28 protein-coding genes and 2 pseudogenes are annotated in these 26,847 nt (G+C 39.9%); 25 read left to right on the top strand and 5 right to left on the bottom strand.

Translation table 11 applies throughout. The features are described from left to right. Positions 1-16 precede the first annotated feature (16 nt). On the top strand, positions 17-1,120 hold the full coding sequence (locus MHH63_RS14240; protein ID WP_076194324.1) for a Gfo/Idh/MocA family protein: 1,104 nt from the start codon (positions 17-19) through the stop codon (positions 1,118-1,120). A 75-nt stretch (positions 1,121-1,195) separates the two neighbouring features. Next, complete coding sequence (locus MHH63_RS14235; protein ID WP_076185986.1) at positions 1,196-1,990, top strand: hypothetical protein; 795 nt, start codon at positions 1,196-1,198, stop codon at positions 1,988-1,990. An 89-nt stretch (positions 1,991-2,079) separates the two neighbouring features. Here MHH63_RS14235 and MHH63_RS14230 read toward each other — a convergent pair whose 3' ends face one another. Next, positions 2,080-2,901, bottom strand: coding sequence for a DUF2785 domain-containing protein (locus MHH63_RS14230; RefSeq protein ID WP_076194322.1), 822 nt, complete (start codon positions 2,899-2,901; stop codon positions 2,080-2,082). A 28-nt stretch (positions 2,902-2,929) separates the two neighbouring features. After that, a complete protein-coding gene (locus tag MHH63_RS14225; protein ID WP_076185982.1) occupies positions 2,930-3,814 on the bottom strand; it encodes a helix-turn-helix domain-containing protein in 885 nt (294 codons plus the stop codon). A gap of 124 nt (positions 3,815-3,938) precedes the next feature. On the opposite strand from MHH63_RS14225, the gene MHH63_RS14220 reads away from it, so the two are divergent. Genes MHH63_RS14220 through MHH63_RS14210 form a run of 3 tightly spaced genes read left to right on the top strand, consistent with a single transcriptional unit; the run spans position 3,939 to position 6,391 of the window. Then, positions 3,939-4,826, top strand: coding sequence for a sugar phosphate isomerase/epimerase family protein (locus tag MHH63_RS14220; protein ID WP_076129303.1), 888 nt, complete (start codon positions 3,939-3,941; stop codon positions 4,824-4,826). Positions 4,827-4,844: 18 nt separating this feature from the next. Beyond that, entirely contained in the window at positions 4,845-5,876 is a 1,032-nt protein-coding gene (locus tag MHH63_RS14215; protein WP_248548185.1) for a Gfo/Idh/MocA family protein, read from the top strand. Between the two features lie 41 nt (positions 5,877-5,917). Then, positions 5,918-6,391: a GNAT family N-acetyltransferase gene (locus tag MHH63_RS14210; protein ID WP_248548186.1), complete on the top strand. Its 474-nt coding sequence runs from the start codon at positions 5,918-5,920 to the stop codon at positions 6,389-6,391. 62 nt (positions 6,392-6,453) lie between these two features. On the opposite strand, the gene MHH63_RS14205 is transcribed toward MHH63_RS14210, so the two are convergent. Further along, complete coding sequence (locus MHH63_RS14205; RefSeq protein ID WP_076185978.1) at positions 6,454-6,948, bottom strand: hypothetical protein; 495 nt, start codon at positions 6,946-6,948, stop codon at positions 6,454-6,456. A 170-nt stretch (positions 6,949-7,118) separates the two neighbouring features. Here MHH63_RS14205 and MHH63_RS14200 point away from each other — a divergent pair, with 170 nt between their 5' ends. From MHH63_RS14200 to MHH63_RS14165, 9 genes and pseudogenes are all read left to right on the top strand, one after another. Continuing rightward, the gene (locus MHH63_RS14200) at positions 7,119-7,985 is read left to right on the top strand and encodes a S66 family peptidase (RefSeq protein ID WP_340395563.1); all 867 of its coding nucleotides are present in this window, start codon (positions 7,119-7,121) and stop codon (positions 7,983-7,985) included. A 54-nt stretch (positions 7,986-8,039) separates the two neighbouring features. Next, positions 8,040-8,126: pseudogene (locus tag MHH63_RS28600) on the top strand (DUF2569 family protein); the annotation flags it as partial. Between the two features lie 30 nt (positions 8,127-8,156). Continuing rightward, positions 8,157-8,684: a ClbS/DfsB family four-helix bundle protein gene (locus MHH63_RS14195; protein WP_076275707.1), complete on the top strand. Its 528-nt coding sequence runs from the start codon at positions 8,157-8,159 to the stop codon at positions 8,682-8,684. Between the two features lie 15 nt (positions 8,685-8,699). After that, the gene (locus tag MHH63_RS14190; RefSeq protein ID WP_076185973.1) at positions 8,700-9,215 is read left to right on the top strand and encodes a TlpA family protein disulfide reductase; all 516 of its coding nucleotides are present in this window, start codon (positions 8,700-8,702) and stop codon (positions 9,213-9,215) included. A 10-nt stretch (positions 9,216-9,225) separates the two neighbouring features. Continuing rightward, the gene (locus MHH63_RS14185; RefSeq protein WP_076185971.1) at positions 9,226-9,729 is read left to right on the top strand and encodes a GNAT family N-acetyltransferase; all 504 of its coding nucleotides are present in this window, start codon (positions 9,226-9,228) and stop codon (positions 9,727-9,729) included. A 332-nt stretch (positions 9,730-10,061) separates the two neighbouring features. Continuing rightward, positions 10,062-10,502: a hypothetical protein gene (locus tag MHH63_RS14180; RefSeq protein ID WP_175617375.1), complete on the top strand. Its 441-nt coding sequence runs from the start codon at positions 10,062-10,064 to the stop codon at positions 10,500-10,502. Beyond that, on the top strand, positions 10,469-11,278 hold the full coding sequence (locus tag MHH63_RS14175; RefSeq protein ID WP_179089398.1) for a DUF5071 domain-containing protein: 810 nt from the start codon (positions 10,469-10,471) through the stop codon (positions 11,276-11,278). Before MHH63_RS14180 ends, MHH63_RS14175 begins: the two co-directional genes overlap by 34 nt. Positions 11,279-11,321: 43 nt before the next feature. Then, positions 11,322-11,648, top strand: a pseudogene (locus MHH63_RS14170) (PhzF family phenazine biosynthesis protein); the annotation flags it as partial. 14 nt (positions 11,649-11,662) lie between these two features. Next, positions 11,663-11,878 carry a sulfurtransferase TusA family protein gene (locus tag MHH63_RS14165; RefSeq protein WP_076129310.1) on the top strand — a complete coding sequence of 72 codons (216 nt, stop codon included), beginning with the start codon at positions 11,663-11,665 and terminating at the stop codon, positions 11,876-11,878. Between the two features lie 2 nt (positions 11,879-11,880). Here MHH63_RS14165 and MHH63_RS14160 read toward each other — a convergent pair whose 3' ends face one another. Continuing rightward, positions 11,881-12,765: a LysR family transcriptional regulator gene (locus MHH63_RS14160; protein WP_076135116.1), complete on the bottom strand. Its 885-nt coding sequence runs from the start codon at positions 12,763-12,765 to the stop codon at positions 11,881-11,883. A gap of 173 nt (positions 12,766-12,938) precedes the next feature. Between MHH63_RS14160 and MHH63_RS14155 the strand changes: the two genes are divergently transcribed. The 9 genes from MHH63_RS14155 (at position 12,939) to MHH63_RS14115 (ending at position 23,269) form a co-directional block, all read left to right on the top strand. Beyond that, complete coding sequence (locus MHH63_RS14155) at positions 12,939-13,628, top strand: YeeE/YedE thiosulfate transporter family protein (RefSeq protein WP_076309358.1); 690 nt, start codon at positions 12,939-12,941, stop codon at positions 13,626-13,628. Between the two features lie 66 nt (positions 13,629-13,694). Continuing rightward, positions 13,695-13,922, top strand: coding sequence for a sulfurtransferase TusA family protein (locus tag MHH63_RS14150; protein WP_076129313.1), 228 nt, complete (start codon positions 13,695-13,697; stop codon positions 13,920-13,922). Positions 13,923-13,944: 22 nt separating this feature from the next. After that, positions 13,945-14,505: a YeeE/YedE thiosulfate transporter family protein gene (locus tag MHH63_RS14145; RefSeq protein ID WP_341171694.1), complete on the top strand. Its 561-nt coding sequence runs from the start codon at positions 13,945-13,947 to the stop codon at positions 14,503-14,505. Positions 14,506-14,589: 84 nt separating this feature from the next. After that, positions 14,590-15,810, top strand: a complete 1,221-nt coding sequence (locus MHH63_RS14140) for an FAD-dependent oxidoreductase (RefSeq protein WP_339190900.1) — start codon at positions 14,590-14,592, stop codon at positions 15,808-15,810. Between the two features lie 244 nt (positions 15,811-16,054). Continuing rightward, positions 16,055-17,023: an ABC transporter permease gene (locus MHH63_RS14135; RefSeq protein ID WP_076129315.1), complete on the top strand. Its 969-nt coding sequence runs from the start codon at positions 16,055-16,057 to the stop codon at positions 17,021-17,023. 29 nt (positions 17,024-17,052) lie between these two features. Further along, the gene (locus MHH63_RS14130) at positions 17,053-17,949 is read left to right on the top strand and encodes a carbohydrate ABC transporter permease (RefSeq protein ID WP_036678249.1); all 897 of its coding nucleotides are present in this window, start codon (positions 17,053-17,055) and stop codon (positions 17,947-17,949) included. A 72-nt stretch (positions 17,950-18,021) separates the two neighbouring features. After that, positions 18,022-19,707 (top strand): extracellular solute-binding protein, encoded by a 1,686-nt coding sequence (locus MHH63_RS14125; protein ID WP_175617374.1) that lies wholly within the window; start codon positions 18,022-18,024, stop codon positions 19,705-19,707. A 171-nt stretch (positions 19,708-19,878) separates the two neighbouring features. Next, the gene (locus MHH63_RS14120) at positions 19,879-21,459 is read left to right on the top strand and encodes a response regulator (RefSeq protein ID WP_248548190.1); all 1,581 of its coding nucleotides are present in this window, start codon (positions 19,879-19,881) and stop codon (positions 21,457-21,459) included. Between the two features lie 16 nt (positions 21,460-21,475). Next, on the top strand, positions 21,476-23,269 hold the full coding sequence (locus tag MHH63_RS14115) for a sensor histidine kinase (RefSeq protein WP_076185958.1): 1,794 nt from the start codon (positions 21,476-21,478) through the stop codon (positions 23,267-23,269). Positions 23,270-23,306: 37 nt separating this feature from the next. On the opposite strand, the gene MHH63_RS14110 is transcribed toward MHH63_RS14115, so the two are convergent. Continuing rightward, entirely contained in the window at positions 23,307-23,513 is a 207-nt protein-coding gene (locus MHH63_RS14110) for a DUF1657 domain-containing protein (protein ID WP_036678243.1), read from the bottom strand. Positions 23,514-23,720: 207 nt separating this feature from the next. Here MHH63_RS14110 and MHH63_RS14105 point away from each other — a divergent pair, with 207 nt between their 5' ends. Together MHH63_RS14105 and MHH63_RS14100 are read left to right on the top strand one after the other, a co-directional pair. Further along, positions 23,721-24,581, top strand: coding sequence for a DUF421 domain-containing protein (locus MHH63_RS14105; RefSeq protein ID WP_076129318.1), 861 nt, complete (start codon positions 23,721-23,723; stop codon positions 24,579-24,581). 860 nt (positions 24,582-25,441) lie between these two features. Beyond that, on the top strand, positions 25,442-26,743 hold the full coding sequence (locus MHH63_RS14100) for a right-handed parallel beta-helix repeat-containing protein (protein ID WP_341172005.1): 1,302 nt from the start codon (positions 25,442-25,444) through the stop codon (positions 26,741-26,743). Positions 26,744-26,847: the final 104 nt, after the last annotated feature.

Below are 26,847 nucleotides of genomic sequence, written 5' to 3'. Positions count from 1 at the left end.
TGGGAGCGATCAGCGAATGGATAAAGTCAAAGTTGGTATTATTGGATGCGGTAAAATCAGTAGTATCTATATGGAGAACTGTCAAAAGTTCGAGATCCTTGATCTAGTTGCATGTGCGGATTTAGATTTGGTGAGAGCACAAGAACAAGCGGATAAATACAATATTCCAAACGTCTATACCACAGAACAATTACTGAATGATCCAGAGATAGAAATCGTAATCAACTTAACGATTCCAGCTGTTCATGCGGAAGTATGCCTAAAAGCTATTGAAGCAGGTAAACATGTATACGTTGAGAAACCTCTAGCTGTGACGAGAGAAGAAGGCCGCAAAGTTCTGTCAGCTGCGCGGGAAAAGGGAGTACTTGTGGGCAGTGCACCGGAGACATTCTTCGGAGCGGGAATTCAAACGGTTTTGAAGCTGATAGATGAAGGAGTAATTGGCGAACCTGTTGCAGCTACTTCGTTTATGCTGGGCCGTGGACATGAGCATTGGCATCCAGATCCGGAATTTTATTATGCCGCTGGTGGAGGTCCAATGTTCGATATGGGTCCTTACTATTTGACGGCTTTGGTGCAGCTGTTGGGTCCTATTCATACGGTTAGCGGAATGACTGGGAAAGCGCTGGAAGAACGTACGATTACAAGCGAGAAGAAATTTGGGAATAAAATTCCTGTTCAAATTCCAACTCACGTAGCCGGAACCTTACGATTTGAAAATGGTGCCATTGCAACGTTGATTACAAGCTTTGATATCTTTGGCGGGAGCAACCTGCCGCATATAGAAATCTACGGAACGCTAGGAACGATTCAAGTTCCAGACCCGAATAACTTTGGGGGTCCCGTGAAACTCCGGCTTATGGGTGAGAATGAGTGGACGGAACAGCCGTTGTTGTCAGGGTATGATCAGAATACCCGCGGGATTGGACCAGCAGATATGGCTTACGCCATTCGGACGGGTAGAGAGCATCGTGCCAGTGGAGAACTGGCTTATCACGTATTAGAAGCAATGTGGGCTTTCCATGATTCTTCTGATGCTCATTCATTCTACGAAATGGAAAGCACCTGCACTCGTCCTGCGGCACTTCCAATCGGTCTTGCTCCTTATACTTTGGATTAGAGAATTCTTCCTGAATCTGCAACCTATCACTTCCGGTCTTCGTTTGAGAAGATGAAGAGTGGAGGTGTTAATAGGATGCGTAAGATAATTATTGGTTGGATATGGATTCCCGTTGTTATTTTGTTAATCAGTGGCTGTTCAGAGGCTCAACAAGCGAATAAGGAGCCGGTTCCAACTCCTGTAATTAGTTCAGAACCACAAATTTTAGCTTCTACGAACCCCGCAATGGATGATCCAGGCGCGGTTAAGACTTTCTTATCAGCTCAGAAGATTCCTAACGGAGATATTTATCTGCAAGATAACAAGGTTCATATTAATATTGTAGGTTTGAACTCGGAGATTGAGCAAAGCCTTGCTCAGACTTTCACTGCAGGTACTTATGAACTTCATGATGTGAAATATACGATGCAAGAGTTATTAGCTGCTCAAGAATTGTTGCATGAACAAGAACTATACCAGAAGCTGAATCTCTACGGCTCTGGTGTAGATACGATTGGTAATAAAGTAACTATTACCATTCCGTCAGATGATGCGGAAGCAGCTAAGCTTGAAATTGAAAAGTGGATCGATCCAAAGATGTTGACCTATGATATTTCAGAAATAGGTGATCCGCATGTAGTAGGTACAATCGTTGATATCGATACTAAACAGGCGAAGCGGATTCTAATCCTTGAACCTGGTAACGAAGATCCATCTTACTGGTTCACATTCAATGCGAAATCTGAAATGTTTAATGAAGCTGGAGAGACCATCAGCTTTAAGGATTTACAGGTTGGACAGCAGGTTAAGTTATGGAATACAGGGATGGTGCTGGAATCTTTTCCCGCGCTTGCGAGTGTGCGGAGGATGGAGCTAGCAATTACTGAATAATCTAATAGACCCGTCAACAGGTAGCAAGTGCTCCACGTATTTGAACTGTAGATGGAAAGTGAGGGTGCTCTAACCCTCACTTTTTTTAATTAGGAATAGTATACTTTTTCTACTTTATATAATGTATGCTCGATTGTTGGACAGAGATTGGCATGTACTTTGTAATATTTAACTCGAAAATATAAACTTTTCAAAAAGTTCTTTATATTATTTTTTTGTTTAAAGGCAGGAAGAAATTCTGGATTTTTCTCCACATCACCAAAACTTTGAATCCATTGCTCTACATAAGTCTGACTAAGCATTTTTCTATCTAAAACACTCATTATGGATCTTACCATTCGCTCATCTTCCCCATCGGAGTATATTCGATCTGTTATGGTCATCTTTTCGTAAACCAAATCGAGGATAGTTATGAGGTCATTTTCATCCAGTTCGGAGCATTGAGCCAATTCATCTAAAGTATCTGCTGCATGGGCTATAGCATGAGCCCAGCCTTTTTCTTCGTCATACCCCCGGTAATCCCGCTCATTTTGCACACTGCAAAATACCTTCTCTTTTATCTGATGAATTTGCTCTCTTGAGAGAAATGGTGATTCTTTATGCCTCATGAAGAGGAGTGGGATAACTAGCATAGAGAAAGATCTGGTAAAGACAGAGTCTGTATTGGTTTCGCCAAGCTTAAAATGCAAATGGTTTTTATCCAAGATAACGGGTATAAGTTGTTCCAGTCCGTTTGTAGTTAGAGAATTACCTGGGATCCAATGAGAAAAAGTTGTATAAATTAGCTCATCCCGTAGTTGGGCATCTAAAGAACCAATGTTATTTATCATTTCTTGTACCAACTGGAAGGTATCGGAAGGTGCTTGGTAATCATTTTCTTTTATGCATATCAACGTTTCTTTTAAATTCATTTTATAATCTCCTATTTTCCAGTGTGAATTATTTTCTAATACCGGATGGTGTAGTTCCTTTATATTGCTTAAACAGCTTGGTAAAATAATTAGGATTGTCGCAGCCCACTCGTCCAGCAATCTCCGTTACAGTAAAATCTGTCTCCAGCAACAGTCGTTCTGCTTCATTTACGCGGCAAAGATTAACATAATCGATGAAGGTTCGGCCGGTGAGCTTCTTAAAGGTTTTGCAGAAATGGTATGGATTTAGATTAACGGATCTCGCGGCGCTTTCAATAGTCATTTTCTCATCAAAATGGTTCTCCATGTACTCCAGCAATGGCTTAAAACGCTCACGATTGAAGGATTGACGTTCATTTGTTCTGCCAGAAACCTGCTCAGGCAAAAAGGTACGGGAGAGCAATACAAAAAGTAGATGAAGTTGATTTTTGATGATCAACTGAAATGCAGGACCTTTCTGATGCACTTCATCCACGATAGTGTTCAGAAGAGAGTAATAAGTAGAACAGGTTGGAACTAGTGCCGCTGGTTTAACTGGTAGCTGATATCGATTCTCCAAATAGGGAGCTACGAATTGTTCATGTTGAGGATCTTGCTTCCAATCTTTAAATAAAGAACTATGAAATACGACGGATATAAATCGGACATGATCATCCCGCAGACTATATCCAACATGCAAACCTCCAGAAGGAACAAACAAAACCTCTCCGGGATGCAGTTCGTAGGGCTTGCTGTCGATGTGGAAAATGGCGCTGCCTGCTTGCATGATAATGATTTCGAAATGCTCATGCCAGTGTAGAAAAAGGATGTTCTGGCCGATTTTCGCATGTCTGCATTCATTAAAAAACAATCGAAACGGATAGGTGTTTCCTTCTAATTGAGGGTATTCTTTAAGATCATTAGGATAGCTCAATATTTATTCAACTCCCACAATATACGACTATATAAACACAATATAATAAGAGTTTTAAGCTCAAATGCAGTATATACTCGGGTTATAGAACTTACTATAAACCAATATTGGAGTGGTACACAAGATGAAGGATACAATGCGTATAGGCACATTAGTTGGAGGCGGAGATGCTGTTAGAGTGATTCCGCAAATCGTAGGTCATGGCTTCGAATCTTTTAGCTTAACCTTCTGGCAGACTACAGGTGAAACAGATCTTGTGGAAACTGGTAAGCGTGTGCAAGAACTTGCGGCAAAACATGATTTTGTGATTTCATCGGTTGGCATCTTTGGCAATCCTTTGACGAATACGGGTGACAATTCCGATGCATTAGCGAGCTGGGAACGGCTTATTGATCATGCTCATGTATTTGGTACTGATATGGTATCAGGATTCACGGGACGACTACCAGGAGTGTCCATTGATGAATCGATTCCGAAGTTTGCCGAGGTATTTGGTGAGCTGACAAAAAGAGCAGCAGATCGCGGAGTAAGAATTGCTTTTGAGAACTGTTCCATGGATGGCAATTGGACTTCAGGGGACTGGAATATCGCTCATCATCCAATAGCCTGGGAAAAGATGTTTAACGCTGTCCCTGCTGACAATATGGGACTCGAATGGGAGCCCTGCCATCAGATGGTGCAGTTGATTGACCCGATTCCACAGCTGCGCAAATGGACAGATAAGATTTTCCATGTACACGGCAAGGATGCCACCATCGCTTGGGATATTGTAAAAGAATATGGAATCCACGGCCCGAAACCTTATGTATGGCACCGTACTCCGGGTTTTGGTGATACGAACTGGACGGATGTTATCTCCATTTTGCGTCAGGCTGGTTATAAAGGAACCATTGATATTGAAGGTTGGCATGATCCTGTCTATCGGGATGAACTGGAAATGATGGGTCAAGTACATGCCTTGAATCATTTAAAACAATGCCGCGGGGGCAGCTTTGTGCCTAATCCGCTTTAATAAGTCAGGGGGAGAAATATGACAGCACAGTATCGGGTAGTAGTTGCAGGTTGCGGAGGAATGGCTAATGCATGGATTGAATACGCTTTATTGCGTACAGATACTAAGATCGTTGCTCTAGTAGATATAAGGTTGGAGTCGGCTGAGGCGATGGCCGTGAAGCATGGGATTTCATGTCTGACGTTTACGGATATTAAGCAGGCGATACAGGAGACCGCAGCAAATCTCGTCTTTGACGTTACTGTTCCCGGAAGTCATTTCAATATTTCTAGCACTGCATTGGAACTTGGGTGTAATGTGTTTAGTGAGAAACCTTTAGCTGAGACTATGGAGGAATGTAATAAGATTGTTGAGATCTCGGAACGGACTGGAAACGCTCATGCGGTGATGCAGAACCGCCGTTATGATCCTCGTATTCGTTCTTTAAGAAAAATCATAGAATCAGGAACGATTGGTAGAACAGGATTTATCGGTGCAAGCTTTTTCCTTGGGGCTCATTTCGGGGGGTTCCGTGATGTTATGAAAAGTCCGTTGCTGCTGGATATGGCGATTCATACCTTCGACCAGGCCCGGTTTATTAGTGGCGCGAACCCTGTGTCCGTATACTGTCAGGAGTTTAATCCTCCCGGTTCATGGTATGAGGGGAATGCGTCGGCAGTGTGCATTTTCGAGATGTCCGACGGTTCAATATTTACCTATCAGGGATCTTGGTGTGCAGAAGGTGCATCCACGTCATGGGAAGCTTCTTGGCGGGTTAACGGGGAGAAAGGAACCGCAATCTGGGATGGTCATGAGCTGCCATATGCTGAGGTAGTTACTGCAGGAGATCAGAGCGATATGTTCATTCGTGACGTAAAGCGTGTAAAGGGTGAAAACGTTGAGATGAGTAAAACATTCCATCAAGGGTGTTTGGATGAGATGTTCTTGTCATTGGCAGAGCAACGTCCTGCAGAGACGAATTGTAGAGATAATCGGTATAGTATGGCAATGGTGTTCGGAGCGCTGGAAAGTGCTGAATCTGGCCGGAAAATCGATCTAGTGGAGTTTTGAGATTGACTTCTGTTACTACAATCGCCAGCAAGGAGATCAAAATGAATATTAGAGCTTACCGAGAATCGGATCTTATTCAAATTATCTCATTGTTCTACGAAACAGTTCATTCCGTAAACAAACAAGACTACTCACAGGAACAGCTGGATGCTTGGGCACCTAAAGAGGAAGAGGCACTTAAGCTTAATACTTGGAGAGCTTCTTTACGTCAAAATATCACTTATGTAGCCGAAATTAATAATATTATTGTGGGCTTTTCTGATATGACAGCAGAAGGACATTTGGATCGATTATATGTTCACAAAGATTACCAAGGGCAAGGTGTAGCCTCTGCATTGGCGAATAAGCTTGAATTGAAAGCAAAAGAACAGGGTCTTTATGAAATGGATGCCGAAGCAAGCATCACTGCTAAACCTTTTTTTGAACGACTGGGATACCAGCTTATTGCGAAACAAAGTATAGAACGAAAAGGTGTTCTGTTGGTCAATTATAGGATGAGCAAAAAAATAATGTAATTCAAAAAAGCAGGTTGCTCATTAGAGCAGTCTGCTTTTTATGATAAGAAGGATATTCAAATTCACCCATCAATCAAGTTCATTAATGCTACAGTATCAAATCGATCCCCTTGAACTAACCATTTACCGTCCACATCAAAGAGAGTCAATATACCTTCCAAAGGTACACGTTTACTTTCTTTGTCATCCTTATCCAATAAAACAAGATCCACCGTATATTTTAACTCGACAATATCCTTTTTTTGTTCGGAAAGGTTGAATTTTAGGTTTTCCGGTTTTAAAGAAAGCTTTTGTGTATCAGCGATTTTAAATGGGATAGTTGTAATTCGGTTCGCTATAGCCTTTTCGGAAAAGTATTCTGTAAAATACGGTTTCATCTCTTCATTTCGCGCAAGAATGGATTCATCAGACATTAAATCCTCAGAAGCCTTGACGGTATATTCTACATTTTTATATTTCTCTGCGGCTTTAGTAGCATCATCTACTTCTGAACTACATCCCATAATTAACGCCAGGGAAAATAATATCATGCTTAATATCAACGGTGATTTACGCATTAGTACACCCCCAATGTATTTGATCTTGCATTATTATACTTATATTACCATGTTGTGGTTTCAAAATTTCAAGAAGAAAATGATTCAAATCCCTAAATATGGTATGGTGTAAATATGATCGTAAATTTGAGGAGATTAAACTAAAAAGTAGCATCGAAAGGATTATTAAAATGAACACAACCTTAAAATTTACTCGCGGGAATAAAGTAGGACTGATTGCTTGTTCAGATGGTGTGAGAGTAGAAAACCTAGCTAAAGTAGAGGAATTAAAAAGAGTTTTGCATTCATTTGGACTCCATGTAGTGGTGGCTAATACTTTGTTTAGAAAAGAGGGTTATTTCAGCGGCAATCCCATGGAAAGAGCAGCGGAGCTGAATCAACTATTTAAAAATACTGAAATTAGCGCGATATTCGATATTTCAGGTGGGGATTCTGCCAATCAGATCTTAGAGTACATAGACTATGAAAGTATCCGAATGAACCCCAAACCCTTTTTCGGAATAAGTGATTTGTCAGTTATTTTGAACGCTTTATATACGCAAAATAATTCGAAATCCTATCATTATCAGTTGATGAATCTAGTGTCTTCTGATGGGGCGGAGCAGCAAAGGGCTTTTTATCGAACATTCTTCGAGGGTCAAAACGATCTTTACGATTTCCGGTATCATTGGGTTCGTGGTAACCAGATGAGCGGGATAGTAATCGGGGGGAATATTCGCTGTTTTTTGAAGCTGGCAGGGACAAGCTATTTTCCGGATCCTTGTGACAAAATATTATTGTTGGAGAGTTTAAGTGGCAGAGCTAACAAAATAGTCTCCTTTTTTGCTCAGCTCCAGCAATTGAAATATTTTGATGCTTGTGCTGGATTGATTCTAGGGTCGTTTTCAGAACTTGAGAACTTTAATGAATTCCCGATAGTAGAAGAGTATGTGAAGGAAATTAGCCATTCCGCCTCCATTCCTATCATAAAGACAGCTGAGCTTGGGCATGGCAGTAACAGTAAGTGTATTGTTGTGGGCAATAAAATCACTTTGTGAAATTCTTTATCAAATTCCTCTTGCCAGAGAACTTGGAAATGGAGTTCACTCAAGGGGATCATTAGGTCAGCGTTTACGTGTGCAATTTGGACTGCATATTTATTGAAATCAGAGCGAGTACATAATACGTTTGTAAAGTAATTTAGTAAAGTGTTTTAAAGGAGGGGTATGATGTCTACACAAGATTATCTATCAAAAGAAGAATTGAAAGATGCGATTCATATTGCCTATCAGTCTCTTGATCATGAATTTGATGGCATTGAGAACTCCCAAAGAGACAATCGTATGGAAGGGGTTGATCGTACCCCAGCAGAAATCATTGCTTATCAATTGGGCTGGTTGAATCTTGTTATGAAATGGGATAAGGATGAAAAATCAGGGTTAACCGTTATTACACCTTCACCGGATTATAAATGGAATCAACTTGGCGGATTATATCAATCGTTTTATCATACATATGCTGCCTACTCATTAGACGAGTTAAGATCTTTATTTCAAGAGACAGAACATCAGTGGCAGAACTGGATTGATTCTTTAAGTGATGAAGAACTTTTTACGCAAGGCGTGCGGAAATGGACAGGAAACAATCCAAGATGGCCAATGGTCAAATGGATTCATATTAATTCAGTAGCACCGTTTAAGACTTTTCGTTCTAAGATTCGCAAATGGAAAAAGCTTAATGTAACTAAGGAAGTATAAAAGGACGGATTATTTTTGAAGAAGATATCTATTATTGTAAGTACATTTATATTTTTGATTGCATTAAGCTCGATTATACTTGTCGTAGTAAACAACACTTCTAAACCCATTAAGAGTCCTGAGAACATTGAACTAAAAGAGTTGGCGAATGGAAACAAAATACAAGTGGACTTCACGGAGAAACCCACTGTATTCGTATTTTTCACCTCATGGTGTCCATATTGTAATGACGACGCTCCTAAGATTGTCTCATTGTATGAGAAATATAAAAATAGAGTGAACATATACGGAATCAATTTGCTTTATCAAGATGATCTTTCTGAAGTAAAACAATACGTGGCGGATTACAACATAAAGTATCCTGTTCTCCTAGATGAAACAGGTGATCTCCATAAACAATTTGGTGAACAAGCTTTTCCTGCGTTGTTTTTTATAAACTCTGATGGCAAGGTTATGGATCAAATTATTGGCTCGACTGATTTTGACGCAATTGAGAGCTCGTTTAAGATTTTCATTAAAAACTATGATTAAGGAGGTTGAAATGAATACGATTCATTTAGAGGTTTTTGCAGCAAAAGATCAATCGGATGTAGATATATTTTGGGGACTTTTTAATAGTTACATTAATGAATTATCTCTCCACGTATCTATGGGCGATGATTTTGACCTGGATTACTTTTATTCAGACGAGTATAGAGAGATCATTGAAGAGCTAAGAACAAGAGATATAAATCCTTTAAATTTGTTTCTTATACATAAGGACGGTACTGTGCTTGGATTTTTAATGTATGTTACTTATTTTGATGAGGGTGGAAAGTGTTTTTTAATGGAGTATTATATTGAACCTACGTATCGGAATTTAGGGTATGGTGAATTTGCCTATTCAATGGTCGAAAAACATGTTTATGCAGACGGTGCAAAGTATATCGAGTTAACCCCGACTAATGATGCAAATGAAAGGTTTTGGCGCAGTGTGGGGTATATGAAATCAACGGATATGGATGAGGATCATAAATACATTTATCGGAAATCACTTTGTATCTAAACCGTAAGGAGTTAATCCCTATGATCAAAAAAAGAAAGAAACTCATAATCATCACCGCATTTCTTTCATTTTTGCTTCTGATGCTGATTGTAGTCTATATAATAAATCCTCAACCTGTTATGTAGAACCAGATTTTACAGAGGTCACAACAACGATACTTTTGAACGATATTGATCCAGACGGATTTAACGCGGATGTGATCGCCCATTCAGAAATTAATAGATGGTTTGGAATCTTTGTCAGGTTTAGTGGAGCTTATTGATGGATTAAATAATGTGAAAGAGTTCAAAACAATCTATAAATCAATCGAATCCCAAAGCTAGGAGGTTGAGATGAAGAAATTCATTATTGTAATTCTAGCCATAATTGCTTTATTGCCATTACATGCGGTCTACGCGGATTGGGCCGGTTCGTTTGTTGTTTATTCAGGTGACATCTACGAAATATCAGACGATGAACTCATCCCCTCCGAAGAAATCGATAAGAAGATAGGGCATGTAACTAAATATTCCGATGAGGAAGGCACGTACAGGGGGAATTTCTCGAATATTTATCCTAAAGGTACGCCCTACTACTCAATTATCAATACCGATCCAAAAGATTACATTGCTATTAAGACCCAAGAGGATATCTTTGTAAAAGCTTATAATAAAGGCCATTATCCCAATGATGAATTGGTTAAAAAAACGATTTGGATGTATTTCTTATTGGGGACATCGGTTATCGTCTTATTAATAATTTGGATAATGAAGCGGAAGAAAGCAGTGTTGTAGCTAGAACGGCGTGGTGGAAAATTCAAGTTCAAAGGGTGAATCTAGTGGAAGAAGCATCTAGTCTAATCAAAAAATTATCATGGCACACACGCGAAGAGGAAAAGGAAGATGCAATTAATAAGCTACAATATATAAAGGATGAAGCTTTGCATTTATTAGTACAACCTATATCAAAAGACTATTGGGATGGAGCGGCTGAAACAGTCATACGTTTAGGATATCCACGTGTGAAAAGCATATTGCCGGGTTTGCTTGAATGGATACAAGATTTAAATTGGCCAGGTGCGGGGGAAATAGCTGGTTTTTTACTTGAAATAGGGGATCCGATGATTCCATATGTTAAAGATGTACTAAATCAACACAGCGATGATCAAGAATGGGTGTATTGGATTTTCGAAAAATTAATTGATCATTGGAACACGAAACAAGTCCAACAGATACAAGCAGAATTAATTAAGATTTCACAGGAAAAAGCCAATGACCTATCGGCATTAAGAATCTTATTAACTCACGGTATATACGCAAAAGATGTGGTCTGTGAAATAATCCAGCACAAAAAAGATGTCCTTGTATTTGAACTCAAGGAACTTCATGATACTCATCTTGAAATTGATTGTGAAGCTCTTCATAAAGAATTCTTAAATCAGCAGCCTAATGTAATTAAACAGTTTCATGAGCACAATAAAGACCGTTTTTATATATGTAATGCGATATCTAACCGCCAAGAAGTTTTAAGAGAAATAGAAATTTTTACTGCTGAGTTTCTCACTTCGTGAAGTTATCAAGCTTTACTGAAATAAATTGAAAGGAGACTAACCAATGAACAACATAAAAGTACTTCATTATGATGCTTTTTCTCCTTATCCCAACAAAGGAAATCCAGCTGGTGTAGTATTAGATGCGGCTCATTTGAGCGAAAGTGACATGCAAGCGATAGCTCATAAGGTCGGTTTTAACGAAACAGTTTTTGTAGTCTCATCAGATGTAGCTGATTTAAGGCTTAAGTATTTTACGCCAGGCCATGAGATCAATCTTTGTGGACATGCTACAATGGCATCTTTATTTGCTTTAAAAACAAAGGGGATCCTTGGTGAAGCTGGCTCGATAAAGATCGAAACAAACGTGGGGGTGCTACCCATTCAATTCAGTATGGTAACTTCATGATTGAAATTGATTGTCTGGGAGAAATCTGTCCAGTACCAGTAATGATGTTAAAAAAACATCAAAAAGCCATTCAAAATGGCGAACAGGTGATGCTGGTTACTGATCATAGCTGCGCAAAAGTTTCCATCACGGATTACTGTCGTGGTTCAAATTTGAAATGTACCATCCAAGAAGTTATTAATGGGGTATGGGAGATTACGATTGAGATATAAGTTCAACACAATGTATCAATCAATGTCTTTTCTATATAACGAATTAATTGTTTCGTATCATTGTCACAACGCTGATTATGTTTTTTTACCATGTAGACATCGTTATTTACTTGGAACTGATCAATATGAATAATCTTGAGTTGTTTACTATACAACTCTTTTTTTATGGACATATAAGGCAGAAAGGCAACACCATGTCCTCTAATTGCAGCAAGCTTTACCGCCTCAAGGGAGTCCAGATTAAACAGTATGTTTAATTTAAGCTCACCCGCAGATATGTTATTTAAAGCCCTTTGCACACAATGAAGCTGTGAGGACCAGATTAACGGATATTTAGGGAGCTCATTCAGTGTGATTTTATCAGGACAAACGGTCGTACTGCTTGCCACTAGCATAACTTGATCAGAAAACACCATATTGGAGCTTAATTCAGATTTCGGGGAAGGCCCGGAAATAAAGCCAACATCACCTTCTTCAAGAAGCAAACGTTCTTCTACTAGTGACGATGCCCCTTCGTTTAGAGTGATATGGCAATTGGGAAAATGCTTTTTTACCTCATATAAGGTACATGGCAGGGCATAATTACAGACTTCTGGAATCGCATAAATAGACAGCTCATGTTGTGTTGGCTGTAAATGATTGATCTCTGTGACCATATCATCATACAATTTACAGATTTGCTCCGCATACTTCTCTGCTATAATCCCTGCTTCTGTTAGGCTGGCCCCTTTATTACTTCTCACAAAAAGCTCAGAACCCAAGGTATTCTCCCAGGATTTCAACTGCTGACTCAGTGCGGATTGGGTGATATGAGATTTCTGAGCGGCTTTAGATATACTTTTTAACGAAGCAATATCTAAAAATAATTTAAGCGTTTCCATATTCATACTTATTCCTCCTGTTGCCCGCTGTTAGTGCAAACTATAGCATACTTGATTACGCTCCATCTGTGCCATTAGTAACACTTATACAGCATAAAGAAAGCAGATAACCACAGCGCAAATAAGTATGTTACTATTTTCACATAGTCAATTACATAAAACGATGGAGGTGTTAGACTATGGGGCAAACCGTAAGTCCCGAAACGAAATCAGCCCGAACCAGAGCTCCTAGAAAACCTAAAAAGAGTCAGTTGCCCATCGCGTTGCTGGTCACAGTTCTCATTATTGGGTTTGGTTTTTTCCTAGACCATTCCCACGATAAAATGGTTGTCTACCTGCTTTTCGGTATTTCGTTTGGCGTTATTTTGCAAAGATCACGTTTCTGTTTTACTGCATCACTTAGAGATCCATGTATTACAGGCAGCACATCGGTAACAAGAGCTGTACTGATAGCATTTTCTCTCGCTACGATCGGATTTACAGCCATAAAGTATCCAGCGTTCCTGGAAGGTAAACCGATTCCTGGGATGGACAATGTGGGTCAAATCAGTTTTGCTTTGATAATTGGCGCAGTATTATTCGGAATTGGCATGGTTATTGCAGGGGGTTGCGCTTCGGGTACATTGATGCGTGTAGGTGAAGGATTCACGATGCAGATGTTGTCACTTGTGTTTTTTGTCATTGGTTCACTTTGGGGATCACATGATATGGGTTGGTGGAGAGCTAACGTTATAAAGGATGCACCCACTGTATTTTTACCAGACGTCTTTGGTTGGCTTGGAGCACTAGTTGTTCAGTTCCTGATCATTCTTCTGTTGTACATCGCTGCAGTTAAATGGCAAGAGAAAAAGATGGGAAGCGCAGATTAGTTTAAGTTATTACGTGAATATTTTCACTATTAGGAATTTTAAAAAATATAAAAGGTGGTTTTTAAGATGGCTGAATTTACACTTGATTGCCTGGGAGAAGCTTGTCCGGTACCGTTAATGAGAACAGAAAAGAAGATGACTGAACTAAATGTTGGAGACGTTCTAGTTGTTGCTATTGATCATAGCTGCGCAATGAAAAACGTACCAGAATGGGCGAGAAAACAGGGACATAATGTGGAAATCGAAGAGGTCGATGATGGCGAGTGGGAAGTTGTTATTGAGAAGGTAAAATAGGATCGCTAAGTAGGAAAGGACGGTGAATGAAACAGTGAACGAATTCTGGTTGAAGATATCGTCTAACCGCTTTTACAAGCAATTGCTCAAAGAACCGTTTACTTATGTAACTGGAGCTGTACTTCTCGCTGTGTTCGCAACAGCACATCTGGCTGTTTTCTCAAAAGGATGGGGAGTAACCAGCGCCTTCGCGGACTGGGGAGCTTGGGCGTATCGACTGGTAGGAGGAAATGTAGATAACTGGGCGTACTTTAGTAAGGAGAAAGCTCAAAAAACATTATCTTCCGGATTTTTGAATGATGGTGGGTCCATTCGAAATGTAGGGATTATCTTAGGTGCATTAGCAGCGACATTGTTTGCTTCCGAGTTCAAGCTTAAGAAAATTAAGTCCAAAAAGCAGGTAGTGGCGGCTGTACTTGGTGGGTTGCTCATGGGGTACGGAGCTAGACTGGCTAATGGATGTAATATAGGTGCATTATTTACGGCTATAGCTTCTTTATCGCTTTCAGGCTGGATTTTTGGATTGTTCCTGCTGGTTGGTGCATTTATAGGCAGTAAATTATTAGCCAAATTCTTTATGTAAAAGTGAAATAGGCTGAGCTTATAGTGCTGACGAGAGTCAGCCTATTTTATTGAAATCATAGTCTACACAGGAGGGTCAATTGAAATGGAAAAGAAGACAGAACAGTATGATGTCGTCATTATCGGTGGCGGGGCTGCTGGATTAACAGCAGGGATCTATTGTGGACGAGCAAAATTGAAGACACTTCTTTTGGAAAAATCGCTGGTAGGCGGTCTTGCGACTTATACTAATGAAATAGAAAATTATCCTGGTTTTCCTGAAGGAACGACCGGAACAGATCTTATGGGATTATTTCATAAACAAGCCAAAAAATTTGGTGTGGATTTCAAAATGACAGATGTCAAATCTGTCTCGGCAGCGGAAGGGATTAAAGTAGTGGAAACCTTTCGGGTTCGATATGAATGTAAAGTCATTATCATAGCCAGTGGAGGAAAACCAAGAATTACAGGTGCAGCTAATGAAGATATGTTCTTATATGATAAAGGAATTTCCTTTTGTGCAACCTGTGACGCTGCGGCAAATACGGGGAAAACAGTTATGGTCGTTGGCAGTGGTGATGCAGCTATTGAGGAAGGGATGTTTCTGACTAAGTTTGCAGATAAAGTGATCGTATCTGTCATGCATGATCATGGGAAAATGGATTGTAATGAAATTGCCAAAACGCAGGCACTAGAAAACCCTAAAATGGAATTCATGTGGAATACGGTGGTAAGTTCTTTCGAAGGTGAGGAACGTTTGAATTCCGTCGTCCTGAAAAATTTAAAATCTAATGAACTGCAAAACGTAAAGGTCGATTCATGTTTCTTATTTATTGGATACACCCCTAACACAGAAATTTTATCAGGGGTAGTAGATCTAAATCGTAATGGATATGTACTTATTAATGAGAAAATGGAAACGAATATACCTGGGGTCTTTGCAGCAGGAGATGTGTGCGATAAATTTCTAAAACAAGTTGCTACCGCTGTTGGCGATGGTGCCATTGCAGGGTATGGTGCAGAGAAGTATATATCTGAATGTGAGGTGTATGAGCATCAAATTCTGAATCAAGGCAAAGCATCTGTTGTTTATTTATGGAATGCCACAGATCCTTCCTGTCGGGAGTTATTACCTTTAATTGAGGGATTTGAGCAATCCCATTCGGATGTCAGGGTCACAAAGGTAGATGTATATAAGTCACCCGGACTTGCTGCCAAGCTAGGGATAGATTCAGTTCCTTCTATTGTTTATCTGGATAATGGGAAGGTCCAAAAAGTAATTACTGAAAAGATAAATGAAGAAATACTGAGGACTCTTGCTAATTAAGGAGAAAGTCAAAGACACATGCAGATGTTATCTCTGTATGTGTCTTTTTTTATTCAAGCTTAAGGAATATGAGACGAGCTAATGTAAGAGAGTGTCAAAGTATCAATAATAGTTGTTTTGTCATATATTTTTGAAAGCGCTTAAACCTTATGATTATTTTATAAATGTTGCAACTATAGCGGAGGGAGAAAGGATATTAATTATCTGTACATATCTTCAAAATCATCACAAGGAGGATTCACCTATGGCGAACGCAAGCGTCGCACCAGACAAGAGATCCGGACCGAATCTCAACAAGCAACGAACTAGCGGGATCAGACGCTTTTTTAAGCAAATAGATCTACAGCTTATGGTATTGCCAGCACTTGTTCTAGTTTTTATTTTTGCCTATATCCCCATGTACGGGATTCTAATTGCATTCCAGGATTACAAGTTAGGTAATAGCTTTATTAGCAGTGACTGGGTTGGCTTAAAGCACTTTATTTACTTCTTTAATGCTCCTGAATTTGAAGTGGTTATGAAAAATACAATCATCATCAGCTTACTGAAGTTTTGTTTTGGATTTCCTGCACCGATTATTTTGGCGTTAATGCTGAACGAAGTCCGTAAGATGTTCTTTAAACGGGTGATTCAGACCGTTACTTACTTGCCTCACTTCTTATCTTGGGTAGTTATCGGCTCAATGGTTACCTCGATGTTATCCGTAGATAACGGCAGTATAAATATGCTGCTTGAGAAATTGAAATTCATTGATGAACCGATCAACTTCCTTTCCATGACAGAATATTTCTGGGGCATTTTAGTTACAACCAATGTATGGAAAGAAATTGGATTTGCTTCAATCGTGTACTTAGCTGCCATTGCTGGTATTGACCCGCATTTATACGAAGCGGCTTCGATGGATGGTGCAAGTCGGTTTAAACAGATATATTTGATAACGTTGCCTTCAATTATGCCAGTTGTAATCATCTTTATGATTTTGGCAATCGGTAATCTGGTGAATGCAGGATTCGAAGATATTTTGATCCTAGCTTCCAATCCAGCTCTGCGAGAAGTGTCAGATTCAGTTGATGTATATGTTGTACGTGTCGGTATAGACAATTTCAGGTACTCCTATGCGACTGCTATCGGATTGTTCAAGGCCGTGATCAGCGTGACATTACTTACCTTTGCCAACTTCATTGCCAGAAGAGCAGGGAACAGCTTGTGGTAATGAATTACTCAATATAGGGGGACCAAACTATGAAACGTATTAATATAGGAGATCGAATATTTATAGGATTCATATATGTATTTTTGACCTTACTGGCATTTTCCGCGTTTTATCCATTTTGGAATTCACTTGTTATTTCCTTTAATGAGGGGATGGATACTTCGAAAGGTGGAGTTACTTTCTGGGTCCGTGAGTTCACGCTTGAGAATTATAAGATTGTTTTTGAAGATTCTCGTCTAATGGGTGGATTCGTCATTGCTACATTGCGGACAGTAATCGGTACAGTAACAGCGATACTGGCCACTTCGATATTCGCTTATGGAATGTCGAAGCGTGAACTGATGGGTCGCAAATACTACATGATTATGTGTATCATTACTATGTATTTCGGTGGGGGACTCATTCCGTCATACATGCTTATCAGAAGTTTAGGTCTCTTCAACTCATTTTGGGTGTTTATAATTCCTGCACTGGTCAGCGTATGGAATATGATCATATTCCGGACCTTCTTTCAAGGTCTTCCACAAGGTTTAGAGGAGTCAGCAAAGATTGACGGTTGCGGATATTGGGGGACTTTTGTCCGCATCGTACTTCCTTTGTCGGGACCAGTTATAGCAACATTATCTTTGTTCACAGCAGTAAATCACTGGAATGAGTGGTTCGTAGCGAGTATTTACATTACGAAAGAGGAGTTAATGCCGATTCAGACCATCTTAAGACAGATATTGTTCTCTAATATTGCTTCAGAACAGCTGTCTAATGTAGATGCAAGCTCCATTGCTCATATTAACTCGGCTAAGAAAATAACCTCGAAGTCATTAACGATGGCTACGATCATGGTTGCAACCATTCCGATTGTATGTGTGTATCCATTCCTACAAAGATTCTTCGTTAAAGGGGTCTTGGTCGGATCATTGAAAGAGTAGGATGATAGAATGAGATTGGGTTTAGAGCGTATTGCTTTGAACATAGATTACAAATTGAAAGGGGAAAATACATTGAAGACTAAGAGAAAGATGCTTCTCGGTATGATGTCTACCTTGCTATTGACGACTTTGGTGGCGGGTTGTGGTGGCAACAATTCAAGTGCTCCGGCGGCAACTGCTGAACCAGAGAAAGAAGGAGGAACAGCGGTCAACACAGCAACTGAAGCTCCTGCGGCTGATTTGTATGAATTAGGGAAAGAACCGCTTGAAGTCTCATTCTACGGAAATTACGGCTGGTATCAAATGCCGAAATGGGGCAAAGATGCTGCTTCTAAATGGATTTTAGATAATCTGAAGATCAATGTCACAGGAATTAGCTCTGGTGGTAATAACGCTCAAAAGCTGCAAACGATGATCGTTGGTAACGAGCTGCCGGATATTGTGTGGACCGAGAAAGGTGCTGACGTAGAACGTCTTCGCCAAGCGGATATGCTAGTTCCTTTGGATGAATATATTGATAAATATCCAAACTTTAAGAAATACTTAACAGCTGGACATTTGGAATTGCTTCGTTCCCCTGATGGGAAGATCTATCAGTTGCCGAATTATTATACAACTCAACCAAACGGAAATGCCGGTTATGCTATTAATAAAAAGATTTACAAAGAGCTTGGTTCTCCTAAGCTAGAAACGACAGATGATTTGTATGCTTATTTAAATGCTGTTAAGGCAAAGTTCCCTGACGTTATTCCGTTCGAGACGGGTTTAGCGAGAGATGGTAACGGAATTGACCAGTTATTCTCCTCTTTTAAAGAGAGTAATCTGTCGTATACTAGAATATACGCCGTACCTGATGGCGACAAAATGGGTTCGATATACAAGGATGAAGGATTCCGTGAGTCTGTTGTATTTGCTGCTAAATTAATGCGTGAGAAGCTAATGACGCAGGATGCGAATACTCAAACAGAAGACCAAATTAGAGAGAAAGCGATGAATGGCAAGTTTGCTGTTATTGCGACTTTTGATCCAATGAAATTGCTCGCCACTGCTGATGAAGAGATGAAGAAGACGGATCCGGAAGCTGGATATATGTTTATTAAACCGATTTACAAAGCTGGTTTGGATCAAAGTAAGATTACTCCAGGAACGTACAATCAGTTAGGTTGGAACGTTGCTACAATCACTAAAAACGCTAAAAATCCAGAGGCTGTATTCGCTATGCTTGACTGGATGACAGGACCAGAAGGTTCTATGGTTCTTAACTGGGGTCCTCCAGGACCAGAAGGGTATTGGGATGGATTTGAAGCAGATGGACTTACTCCTAAATTTAATAAAGATAAATATCTGAATGAGCCAGAAGCTCTGTCCGAAATTAACGGAAAAGCCGGTGACTTGGTATGGGTAGGTAATACTGTTTTCTTGGATAATACAAAGAAAATGATGTTGCAAACCCTTCCAGCTGACAAGATTGACTTTAGTAACCGTTGGCAGATGGAAGTAACTTGGGCTTCGCAAGGTGACTTTACGGAGTTCCTGAATTGGGATCCGGCTCCAGACAGTGAAGAAGGGATTATCAGACAAAGTGTCAGAGATATCTGGTTAACAGCAAGAGCAAAATCGATGTATGCGAAGACTGATGCAGAAGCATTAGCAATTCTTGATAAAGCACATGAAGATTCTATCAAGGTTGGCTATGAGAAATTTCTTGATTATGTAACAAAAGTATGGACAGAAAATAAGAAAGCTTTAGGTAAATAATAATTTGTAATACGAAGGTTTGCTATTTAGCAAGCCTTCGTTTTTACGTCCCATTTCTTGTACTCATTGTTTTATCAGCTGTTAGGGAAGAGAATGAATGGTATACTGAAAAAGATTGGTTAGTAGAATTCAGCTGGTTGGATTAAAACATTTCAAAGGGGGATTGTGTTGATGTACAACGTATTATTAGTAGACGATGAGATGCTTGATCTTGAAGGCATGAGACAATTCATTCCTTGGAATGAACTGGGTATGCAGGTCGTGGAGGCAGCGAATAACGCGTTTACGGCATGCGATATTTTAGAACAGCATGTTATTGATATTATTGTTAGTGATGTGAATATGCCGAATATGTCGGGTCTAGAGCTGGCTCGGATTGCCATAGAGAAAAAAAACGATATACGTGTGATTTTTGTAAGCGGTTACCAGGATTTCAGCTATGTGAAACAGGCGCTTTCACTAAAAGCATATAGCTATGTCCTTAAGCCAATGGATGACAAGGAACTTATTGCTGCACTACAGAAAGTAAAGCAGGATTTAGATGATGAAAGTAAACGGCGTGACGTTGAAGAAGCTTATCAGCATATGATTCCTATGGCCAAGAATGATTTGTTGATCCGCTTATTTGAAGGGGAATGGGAGGGGGACACTCAAGCTGGAATGTTTAAGCTTATGAAGTCTTACGGTCTGGATAAGCTGGAGTGGCCTATACGTGTGGCGGTTTTGGAGCTGGATTATTTCAATTGGTTTCAAGAACAGGATAATCTAACTAAACATCTAATGTCCAAGGACTTTCTGTATGAAGTGAATACAATTGCTCAGAAGCACGGTATGCCACATTGCTATAAGGTATCGTCTTATCGAATCGCGTTGTTGATTAACGAACAGGAGATGGAGAAGTTTATTGAAGAAATTTATGAGTCAATTCGCACAAAATTTCCTGTCACTATGACCGTAGGGGTAGGGAAGCCTACATTTGCTATGGACCAGGTCCACACCTCCTATCGGCAAGCTATGGAAGCCGTTGACGGAAAGATGTTTCTCGGCAAGGGCAAACTAATTATGTATGAAACGGTTAGCAGCGAACCTGGAATGATTGATGCCCGTACGTTGGATGCCCGTATGGATACACTTTTTAAAGCGATGAAAGAATATGAGTTAGTCCTTATTTATGACGAGATCGATAAGCTGTTTAAATCCGTGAGTAGTTTAAGATCTAAATTCACGATTCATAATCTAGCCATGTATATTATATGGAAGCTGGATCAGCAGTTGAAAGAGGTTAGTGAGGATTTATTTGAAATCTTAGGTATGGAGTTACATAGTTTAGATATTTTGCTTCAATTCGATACGATCAGTGATATACGCTCTTGGCTTGTACTCAAAACGTTTGAAATATCCGAGTATCTACGCAGTAAAACAGAGTCAGTGAACAATAAACTGATTAGAGAAATTATGCAAATGATGAAGGATAAGATGAGCGAGAATTTTACGTTAAAGGATATTGCACAGCAGTTCTCTTTCTCACCCAACTATTTGGGATATCTATTTAAGGAGGAGACTGGGAAAACGTTCAGCGAAGTACTCATTCAGCTGCGAATGGAACAAGCCGGCAAGCTTTTGAAAGATCCGAAGTGTAAAATCTATGAAATCGCGAGCCAGGTAGGTTACCGTTATCTTCCTTACTTCAGCAGACAATTCAAAGAAGCCTATGGTATGACACCTATGGAATATCGTAAGCGGGAGAAGTGATGGGGGATGATGTTGCATGAAACAACCAAGAAGTAAACATAAGTATGTGCCGATAGGGTATAAATTAATGCTGACGTATATTTTTTTCATTATTATCCCAGTATCTGTGATAGGTTTTGTCTCTCACTCTATGTACAATGATTCATTACGCGAGCATACAAGTTCGAATATTAAAGGTACGTTGTTGCAAATTCGCGATAATATTGATTATAAAATGGGGGAAGTTACCCGGATATCCACGCAATTATATAGTGATTATGATTTCTATCGGAATCTGCGAAGCTATGAAGAAGGCTGGGAGAATTATGACCGGATGTCTATGAAGGTACTTCCAAAGCTGGACGTAGCTATTCAATCAACGGGTATGAGGATTGGGATGTCGCTATTTTTAAAGAATGAATCCATTCCTGAGATCTATTCGAATTCACTAGAGGGCTATCTGGATAATAGTAGCTTCTATCATCTTTACCATATGAACCGGATTGAAGGGAAATCCTGGTATTATGATTTTCCAACCGAGAAATATGCGGAGACTATGAAATGGTGGCAGATTGAGCGCGATGTAGAAAATAATCGTATCTCGTTGCTACGTAGATTAATAGATACATATGATCCTCTTGTACCTAAGGAGATTGGCTTCCTGCGGATTAATGTAGGCATTCCAGATCTGTTCAATAGTGTGAATTATACGAAGATAGGAAAAGGAAGTATTCTAATTTTAAAAAACGAGTTCGGAAGAACGATGTACCAATCGGGAGAACTACCAGAGCACTATTCCAACGAAGCCGAACTTAATAAGGATTACCTGACGATTAGTGAAACAGTTACAGTTTCTAACCAAGCTTGGCAATTAAACGCGCTAGTTCCAATTACGATTCTTGAACAAGATGCAGTGAAGGTACGACTGTTTATTATTTTGATGTGTCTCATCTGTTGTGTAGTTTTTAGTTTTGTCGGCATATTTATATCCCGATATTTTTCAATTCGGATTAATAAGTTCGTGTACGTGCTGAATGCCTATCGGGAAGGTGATCTTCACAAGCGTATTTCCTATCGAGGCAAGGATGAATTCTCTCAGATTGCAACCGCATTAAATGATATGGGCGAAAATATCGATATGTTGATTAAAGAGGTATATTTGACGCAGCTCCAGAAGAAGGAAGCAGAGCTTGAAATTCTGCAATCACAAATCAATCCTCATTTTCTATATAATACGTTGTCATCTATTATTCAATTAGCCAAGTTTGGTCAAAATGAGAAGCTGCAGCAGATGGTGCTGGAATTAGCGAAGTTTTATCGCCTGACGCTTAATGAAGGACGAACCATGATTCCGGTCCCGACTGAAATTGAGCAGGCAAACGCTTATTTAGAAATTCAGAAAATTAAATACGGTGATCGTCTGGAAGTTATGTTTGATTTTGATACAGAAATCTGGCCTTATGAGACTATAAAACTGATTCTACAACCCTTTATCGAGAACGTGCTGAAGCACGCCTGGTGTGGTGATCACATTCATTTACGCATTGTTGGGCGTAAAGAGGGCAATGATATTCTATTCCGCATCATTGATGATGGAATCGGCATGAGACAGGAACGTATTGATCAAATTTTTGATCCAAAGGGCCACACGAATACAGGTTATGGGGTCCGTAATGTAGATCAGCGGATTAAACTGCAATATGGATCTGAGTACGGCGTAACCATTTTTAGCCGTGTTGGAATTGGCACTTCTGTTCAGATACTAATTCCTGCTAATAAGGGCAAGCGTGGCATTCGTTCGAATGTTGTACATGATGAAAAGGGGTCTTAAAGCTAGTTTTTCTAGCCTAAGACCCCTTTAATTTTAATTAGAATCCTTTATATTGAGGCTCTTCGGACTCCAATTCGGTTACCCGGTTCTCTACTTGAGTTACGATTTGTTGTGTTTGCTCGGCTGCGTTCGTGAACAAGGTTTTTGCACTCTCGTTTTGTGTTTCTAGTGCAAATTGTTCAAGACTGGCTTGAGCACCTTTTAAAGAAGATAAACATGTTTTAACTTGTGAGGCTACTGTCATTGAGTTTCTCTCCTCTGTGTTGGATTATTAGCATGACGAATGCTATTGTCCTCAAATGCTTCTAGCGTTATGCAGGAAAAAAATTCATACTTCTAGTAATAGATGATTTTCCATAAATAAGTAGTGAAATTCCGGATTGAATGCGCCTTTATTGACAAATAATGAGTGTTAGTAAACAAGTTTTGATTCAAAAGGAGGGTAATTGTAATGCCGGAGTGGTTAGAGGTTGTAGTTCGAACGCTCTTTGCTGTGGTTGTACTTTTCTTTTTAACAAAATTACTGGGAAAGAGACAAGTATCGCAGCTCTCGTTCTTCGAGTATATTACGGGGATAACCGTCGGCAGCTTAGCCGCTTACATTTCTTTGGATACGGATAAGTTATGGCATTTAGGGCTCATTGCACTGATTGTATGGGTGGCTTGTTCTTTAGGGATCGAATACCTTCAGATGAAGAGTAAAAAAGCAAGAGACTTTATTGATTTCAAGTCCACCGTACTAATTAAGGACGGAAAAATACTCGAAGATCATATGAAAAAAGAACGTTTAACCACAGATGAACTGCTGGAGGAATTACGCAAAAAGGACGTTTTCAATATATCGGAAGTGGAATTTGCGATTATGGAATCTGATGGGGCCATAAATGTTTTACTCAAGAGTGAATATCAGCCGGTAACCCCTAAGCAATTGGGTATAAAGGTTGCCCCGGAGAAAGAGTCGCAAGTTGTCATTATGGATGGTAAAGTGCTCGACAAACCATTAGACACCCTAAACCTGACGCGAAGCTGGCTGGATGGAGCCCTTGAGAAAATGGGTTTTACGGTTGAGAATGTTTTTCTTGGACAAGTTGATTCTTATGGTGAGCTGACTGTCGATTTGTATGCAGATAACTTTAAAGTCCCACAGCCGCAGGATAAGCCTCAATTATATGCTTTGCTGAAAAAGTGTGAAGCTGATTTAGAGATGTTCAGTTTATCAACAGATAATGAAAAAGCTAAAAAAATGTATGAGCAATGTTCGGAGCAATTGCAAGCTTCACTGAAGGTTTTAAAACCGTTAATTCAAAGCTAAGGATAAAGATAAAGGCACTCTCGAGTAAGATCGAGGGTGTTTTTGTATATTAATTTAAATAAATGTAATAATATGGGCATAAAGTAGCTGTACAACTTCGAAATATTAATTATAGTTGAGATTAGGCTGGAGTTATAGATGACACAAGATTGGAGGAATGCCTTCGCTTTTTATTTACATCAGAAAACAAGGAGGAAGATGTTCACGTGAAACTAAAAGGAAGATTTTCATTCGGAATTATGGTTGCGCTTACAACTTCGCTGGTTCTAGGTAATTTGGCATGGAGTAACCCTACCGCTCAGGCAGCAAATATCTTCAGTAATGATTTTGAGAATGGAAGTGCCGACAATTGGACGAGTACAACAGGAACTTGGTCTGTAGTTGAAGAAGGTGGCAATCATGTGTATTACCAATCCAGTCAAAACGAAGGACGTTCGTTCTCCGGTAGCAACACGTGGACAGATTACAGCGTTCAAGCTGATGTGAAGATTGATGATTTCAATGGGACTAATCGAACTTATGTGTGCGGGCGCTATGTTGACGGAAATAACTATTATGCTGCATCTCTGTCTAACAGTAATGGTGGGACGCTTGAAATACGAAAAAAAGTGAATGGTTCAAGTTCAACACTGGCTAGTAAAACTGATTTTCCTATAACTACAGGGACTGCCTATACAGTTAGGCTAGAGCTTAGTGGAGATTCGCTTAAAATGTATGTTAATGATGTTTTACAGCTAAATGCACACGATAACATTTTGACAGCAGGAGGTATAGGACTTGTAGCTTATAAGACAGCAGCGAAGTTCGACAATATCAATGTCTCCGATATCACAACGGGCACTCCGACACCAACGCCTACTATAGCTCCAACAATTGCACCAACGGTAGCTCCTACGGCTACTCCAACAGCAAGTGTAACTCCCACTGCGACAGTAGCTCCAACCGTCACACCAACAGCAACACCAACAGCAACACCAACAGCAACACCAGTTGCAGGTTCTATTTATGTAGCTCCAAATGGTCTGGACAGCAACGCAGGAACAATTGGTAGTCCAACCACACTGGCCTCAGCGATTACGAAGGTAGCCCCCGGGGAAACCATCTATATGCGTGGAGGGGTTTACACGTATTCTTCAACAATAATTGTTGGACAAGATAATAGCGGAAGCTCTAACTTACGAAAGAACATCGCTGCATATGGGACTGAGAAGCCTATACTGGATTTTTACGCCCAGCCATTTGACCCAGCTCAACGTGGTTTGCAGATATACGGTAACTACTGGAAGGTAAAAGGATTAGAGATAAGAGGCTCAGGAGACAATGGGATCTTTATTGGCGGGAACTATAACATTATTGAGAATGTTGAAACCCACCATAATCGGGATTCGGGACTGCAAATCAGCCGTTATGCTTCATCACTGACCAGCATGAGTCAATGGCCGAGCTATAATCAGATCATTGGAGTGTATTCTCATGATAATTATGATCCGGATAACGGGGAAGACGCTGATGGTTTTGCTGCTAAGCTGACCATAGGTCCTGGTAACGTATTCGATAAATGTATAGCTGCATGGAATACAGATGACGGCTGGGATCTTTACAGTAAATCAGAAACAGGCCCCATCGGAGTGGTGACGATCAAGAATAGTATCTCCTATAAGAACGGACAGACCTCAGATGGAAATTCAACGGCAAACAGTGATGGGAATGGATTCAAACTAGGTGGTGAAAAAATTGCAGTAAACCATATTGTGCTGAATAGCATAGCATTTCAAAATAAAAAACACGGATTCACTTACAATAGTAATCCAGGCTCCATTCAACTAACAAATAATACTTCTTGGAGTAACGGACAGAGTAACTTTGCTTTTGATGCCGGTACTCACCAATTTACGAACAACTTGTCTTTTGCTGGAGGATCGAGTGACAAAACAAGTGGAACCGATATTCTAAGTACTAATGTGTGGTGGAAAAGTAATGCAAGTACCAATGCCAAGGGTTTGGTGGCCAGTGCCGCTGATTTTGTAAGTCTTACACCTTCAGTGGTGCGAAATGCAGATGGTTCTTTTAGTCTGGGCAGTTTCCTCAAATTAACTGGGGGTAGCGATCTAACCGGATCTGGAACACCTAGCGGAACTAATATTGGTGCAACTTTTCCGTGATTTGAAAGCTAGGGGTTTGAGCTCCTTATTTAATTGACTCTGTAGGATTAGATAGGTCATTTTATTCGATATTTTGATGGGCATGAGTCCGGTACTATACCGGA

It is taken from the genome of Paenibacillus sp. FSL H3-0310, from assembly GCF_038002785.1.
Lineage (GTDB): Bacteria > Bacillota > Bacilli > Paenibacillales > Paenibacillaceae > Paenibacillus_AQ > Paenibacillus_AQ odorifer.
Note: the sequence above shows the minus strand (reverse complement) of the source record. Positions and strands in the feature narration are given on the sequence as shown.

Bases quoted from the DNA above. Each gene is read 5' to 3' on its own strand.
- MHH63_RS14110 (WP_036678243.1), bottom strand. From the start codon at position 23,513: ATGACAGTAGCCTCACAAGTTAAAACATGTTTATCTTCTTTAAAAGGT.
- MHH63_RS14140 (WP_339190900.1), top strand. From the start codon at position 14,590: ATGGAAAAGAAGACAGAACAGTATGATGTCGTCATTATCGGTGGCGGG.
- MHH63_RS14215 (WP_248548185.1), top strand. From the start codon at position 4,845: ATGACAGCACAGTATCGGGTAGTAGTTGCAGGTTGCGGAGGAATGGCT.
- MHH63_RS14205 (WP_076185978.1), bottom strand. From the start codon at position 6,948: ATGCGTAAATCACCGTTGATATTAAGCATGATATTATTTTCCCTGGCG.
- MHH63_RS14165 (WP_076129310.1), top strand. From the start codon at position 11,663: ATGATTGAAATTGATTGTCTGGGAGAAATCTGTCCAGTACCAGTAATG.
- MHH63_RS14160 (WP_076135116.1), bottom strand. From the start codon at position 12,765: ATGAATATGGAAACGCTTAAATTATTTTTAGATATTGCTTCGTTAAAA.
- MHH63_RS14150 (WP_076129313.1), top strand. From the start codon at position 13,695: ATGGCTGAATTTACACTTGATTGCCTGGGAGAAGCTTGTCCGGTACCG.
- MHH63_RS14155 (WP_076309358.1), top strand. From the start codon at position 12,939: ATGGGGCAAACCGTAAGTCCCGAAACGAAATCAGCCCGAACCAGAGCT.
- MHH63_RS14130 (WP_036678249.1), top strand. From the start codon at position 17,053: ATGAAACGTATTAATATAGGAGATCGAATATTTATAGGATTCATATAT.
- MHH63_RS14115 (WP_076185958.1), top strand. From the start codon at position 21,476: ATGAAACAACCAAGAAGTAAACATAAGTATGTGCCGATAGGGTATAAA.
- MHH63_RS14135 (WP_076129315.1), top strand. From the start codon at position 16,055: ATGGCGAACGCAAGCGTCGCACCAGACAAGAGATCCGGACCGAATCTC.
- MHH63_RS14185 (WP_076185971.1), top strand. From the start codon at position 9,226: ATGAATACGATTCATTTAGAGGTTTTTGCAGCAAAAGATCAATCGGAT.
- MHH63_RS14200 (WP_340395563.1), top strand. From the start codon at position 7,119: ATGAACACAACCTTAAAATTTACTCGCGGGAATAAAGTAGGACTGATT.
- MHH63_RS14120 (WP_248548190.1), top strand. From the start codon at position 19,879: ATGTACAACGTATTATTAGTAGACGATGAGATGCTTGATCTTGAAGGC.
- MHH63_RS14180 (WP_175617375.1), top strand. From the start codon at position 10,062: ATGAAGAAATTCATTATTGTAATTCTAGCCATAATTGCTTTATTGCCA.
- MHH63_RS14195 (WP_076275707.1), top strand. From the start codon at position 8,157: ATGTCTACACAAGATTATCTATCAAAAGAAGAATTGAAAGATGCGATT.
- MHH63_RS14230 (WP_076194322.1), bottom strand. From the start codon at position 2,901: ATGAATTTAAAAGAAACGTTGATATGCATAAAAGAAAATGATTACCAA.
- MHH63_RS14210 (WP_248548186.1), top strand. From the start codon at position 5,918: ATGAATATTAGAGCTTACCGAGAATCGGATCTTATTCAAATTATCTCA.
- MHH63_RS14240 (WP_076194324.1), top strand. From the start codon at position 17: ATGGATAAAGTCAAAGTTGGTATTATTGGATGCGGTAAAATCAGTAGT.
- MHH63_RS14105 (WP_076129318.1), top strand. From the start codon at position 23,721: ATGCCGGAGTGGTTAGAGGTTGTAGTTCGAACGCTCTTTGCTGTGGTT.
- MHH63_RS14235 (WP_076185986.1), top strand. From the start codon at position 1,196: ATGCGTAAGATAATTATTGGTTGGATATGGATTCCCGTTGTTATTTTG.
- MHH63_RS14220 (WP_076129303.1), top strand. From the start codon at position 3,939: ATGAAGGATACAATGCGTATAGGCACATTAGTTGGAGGCGGAGATGCT.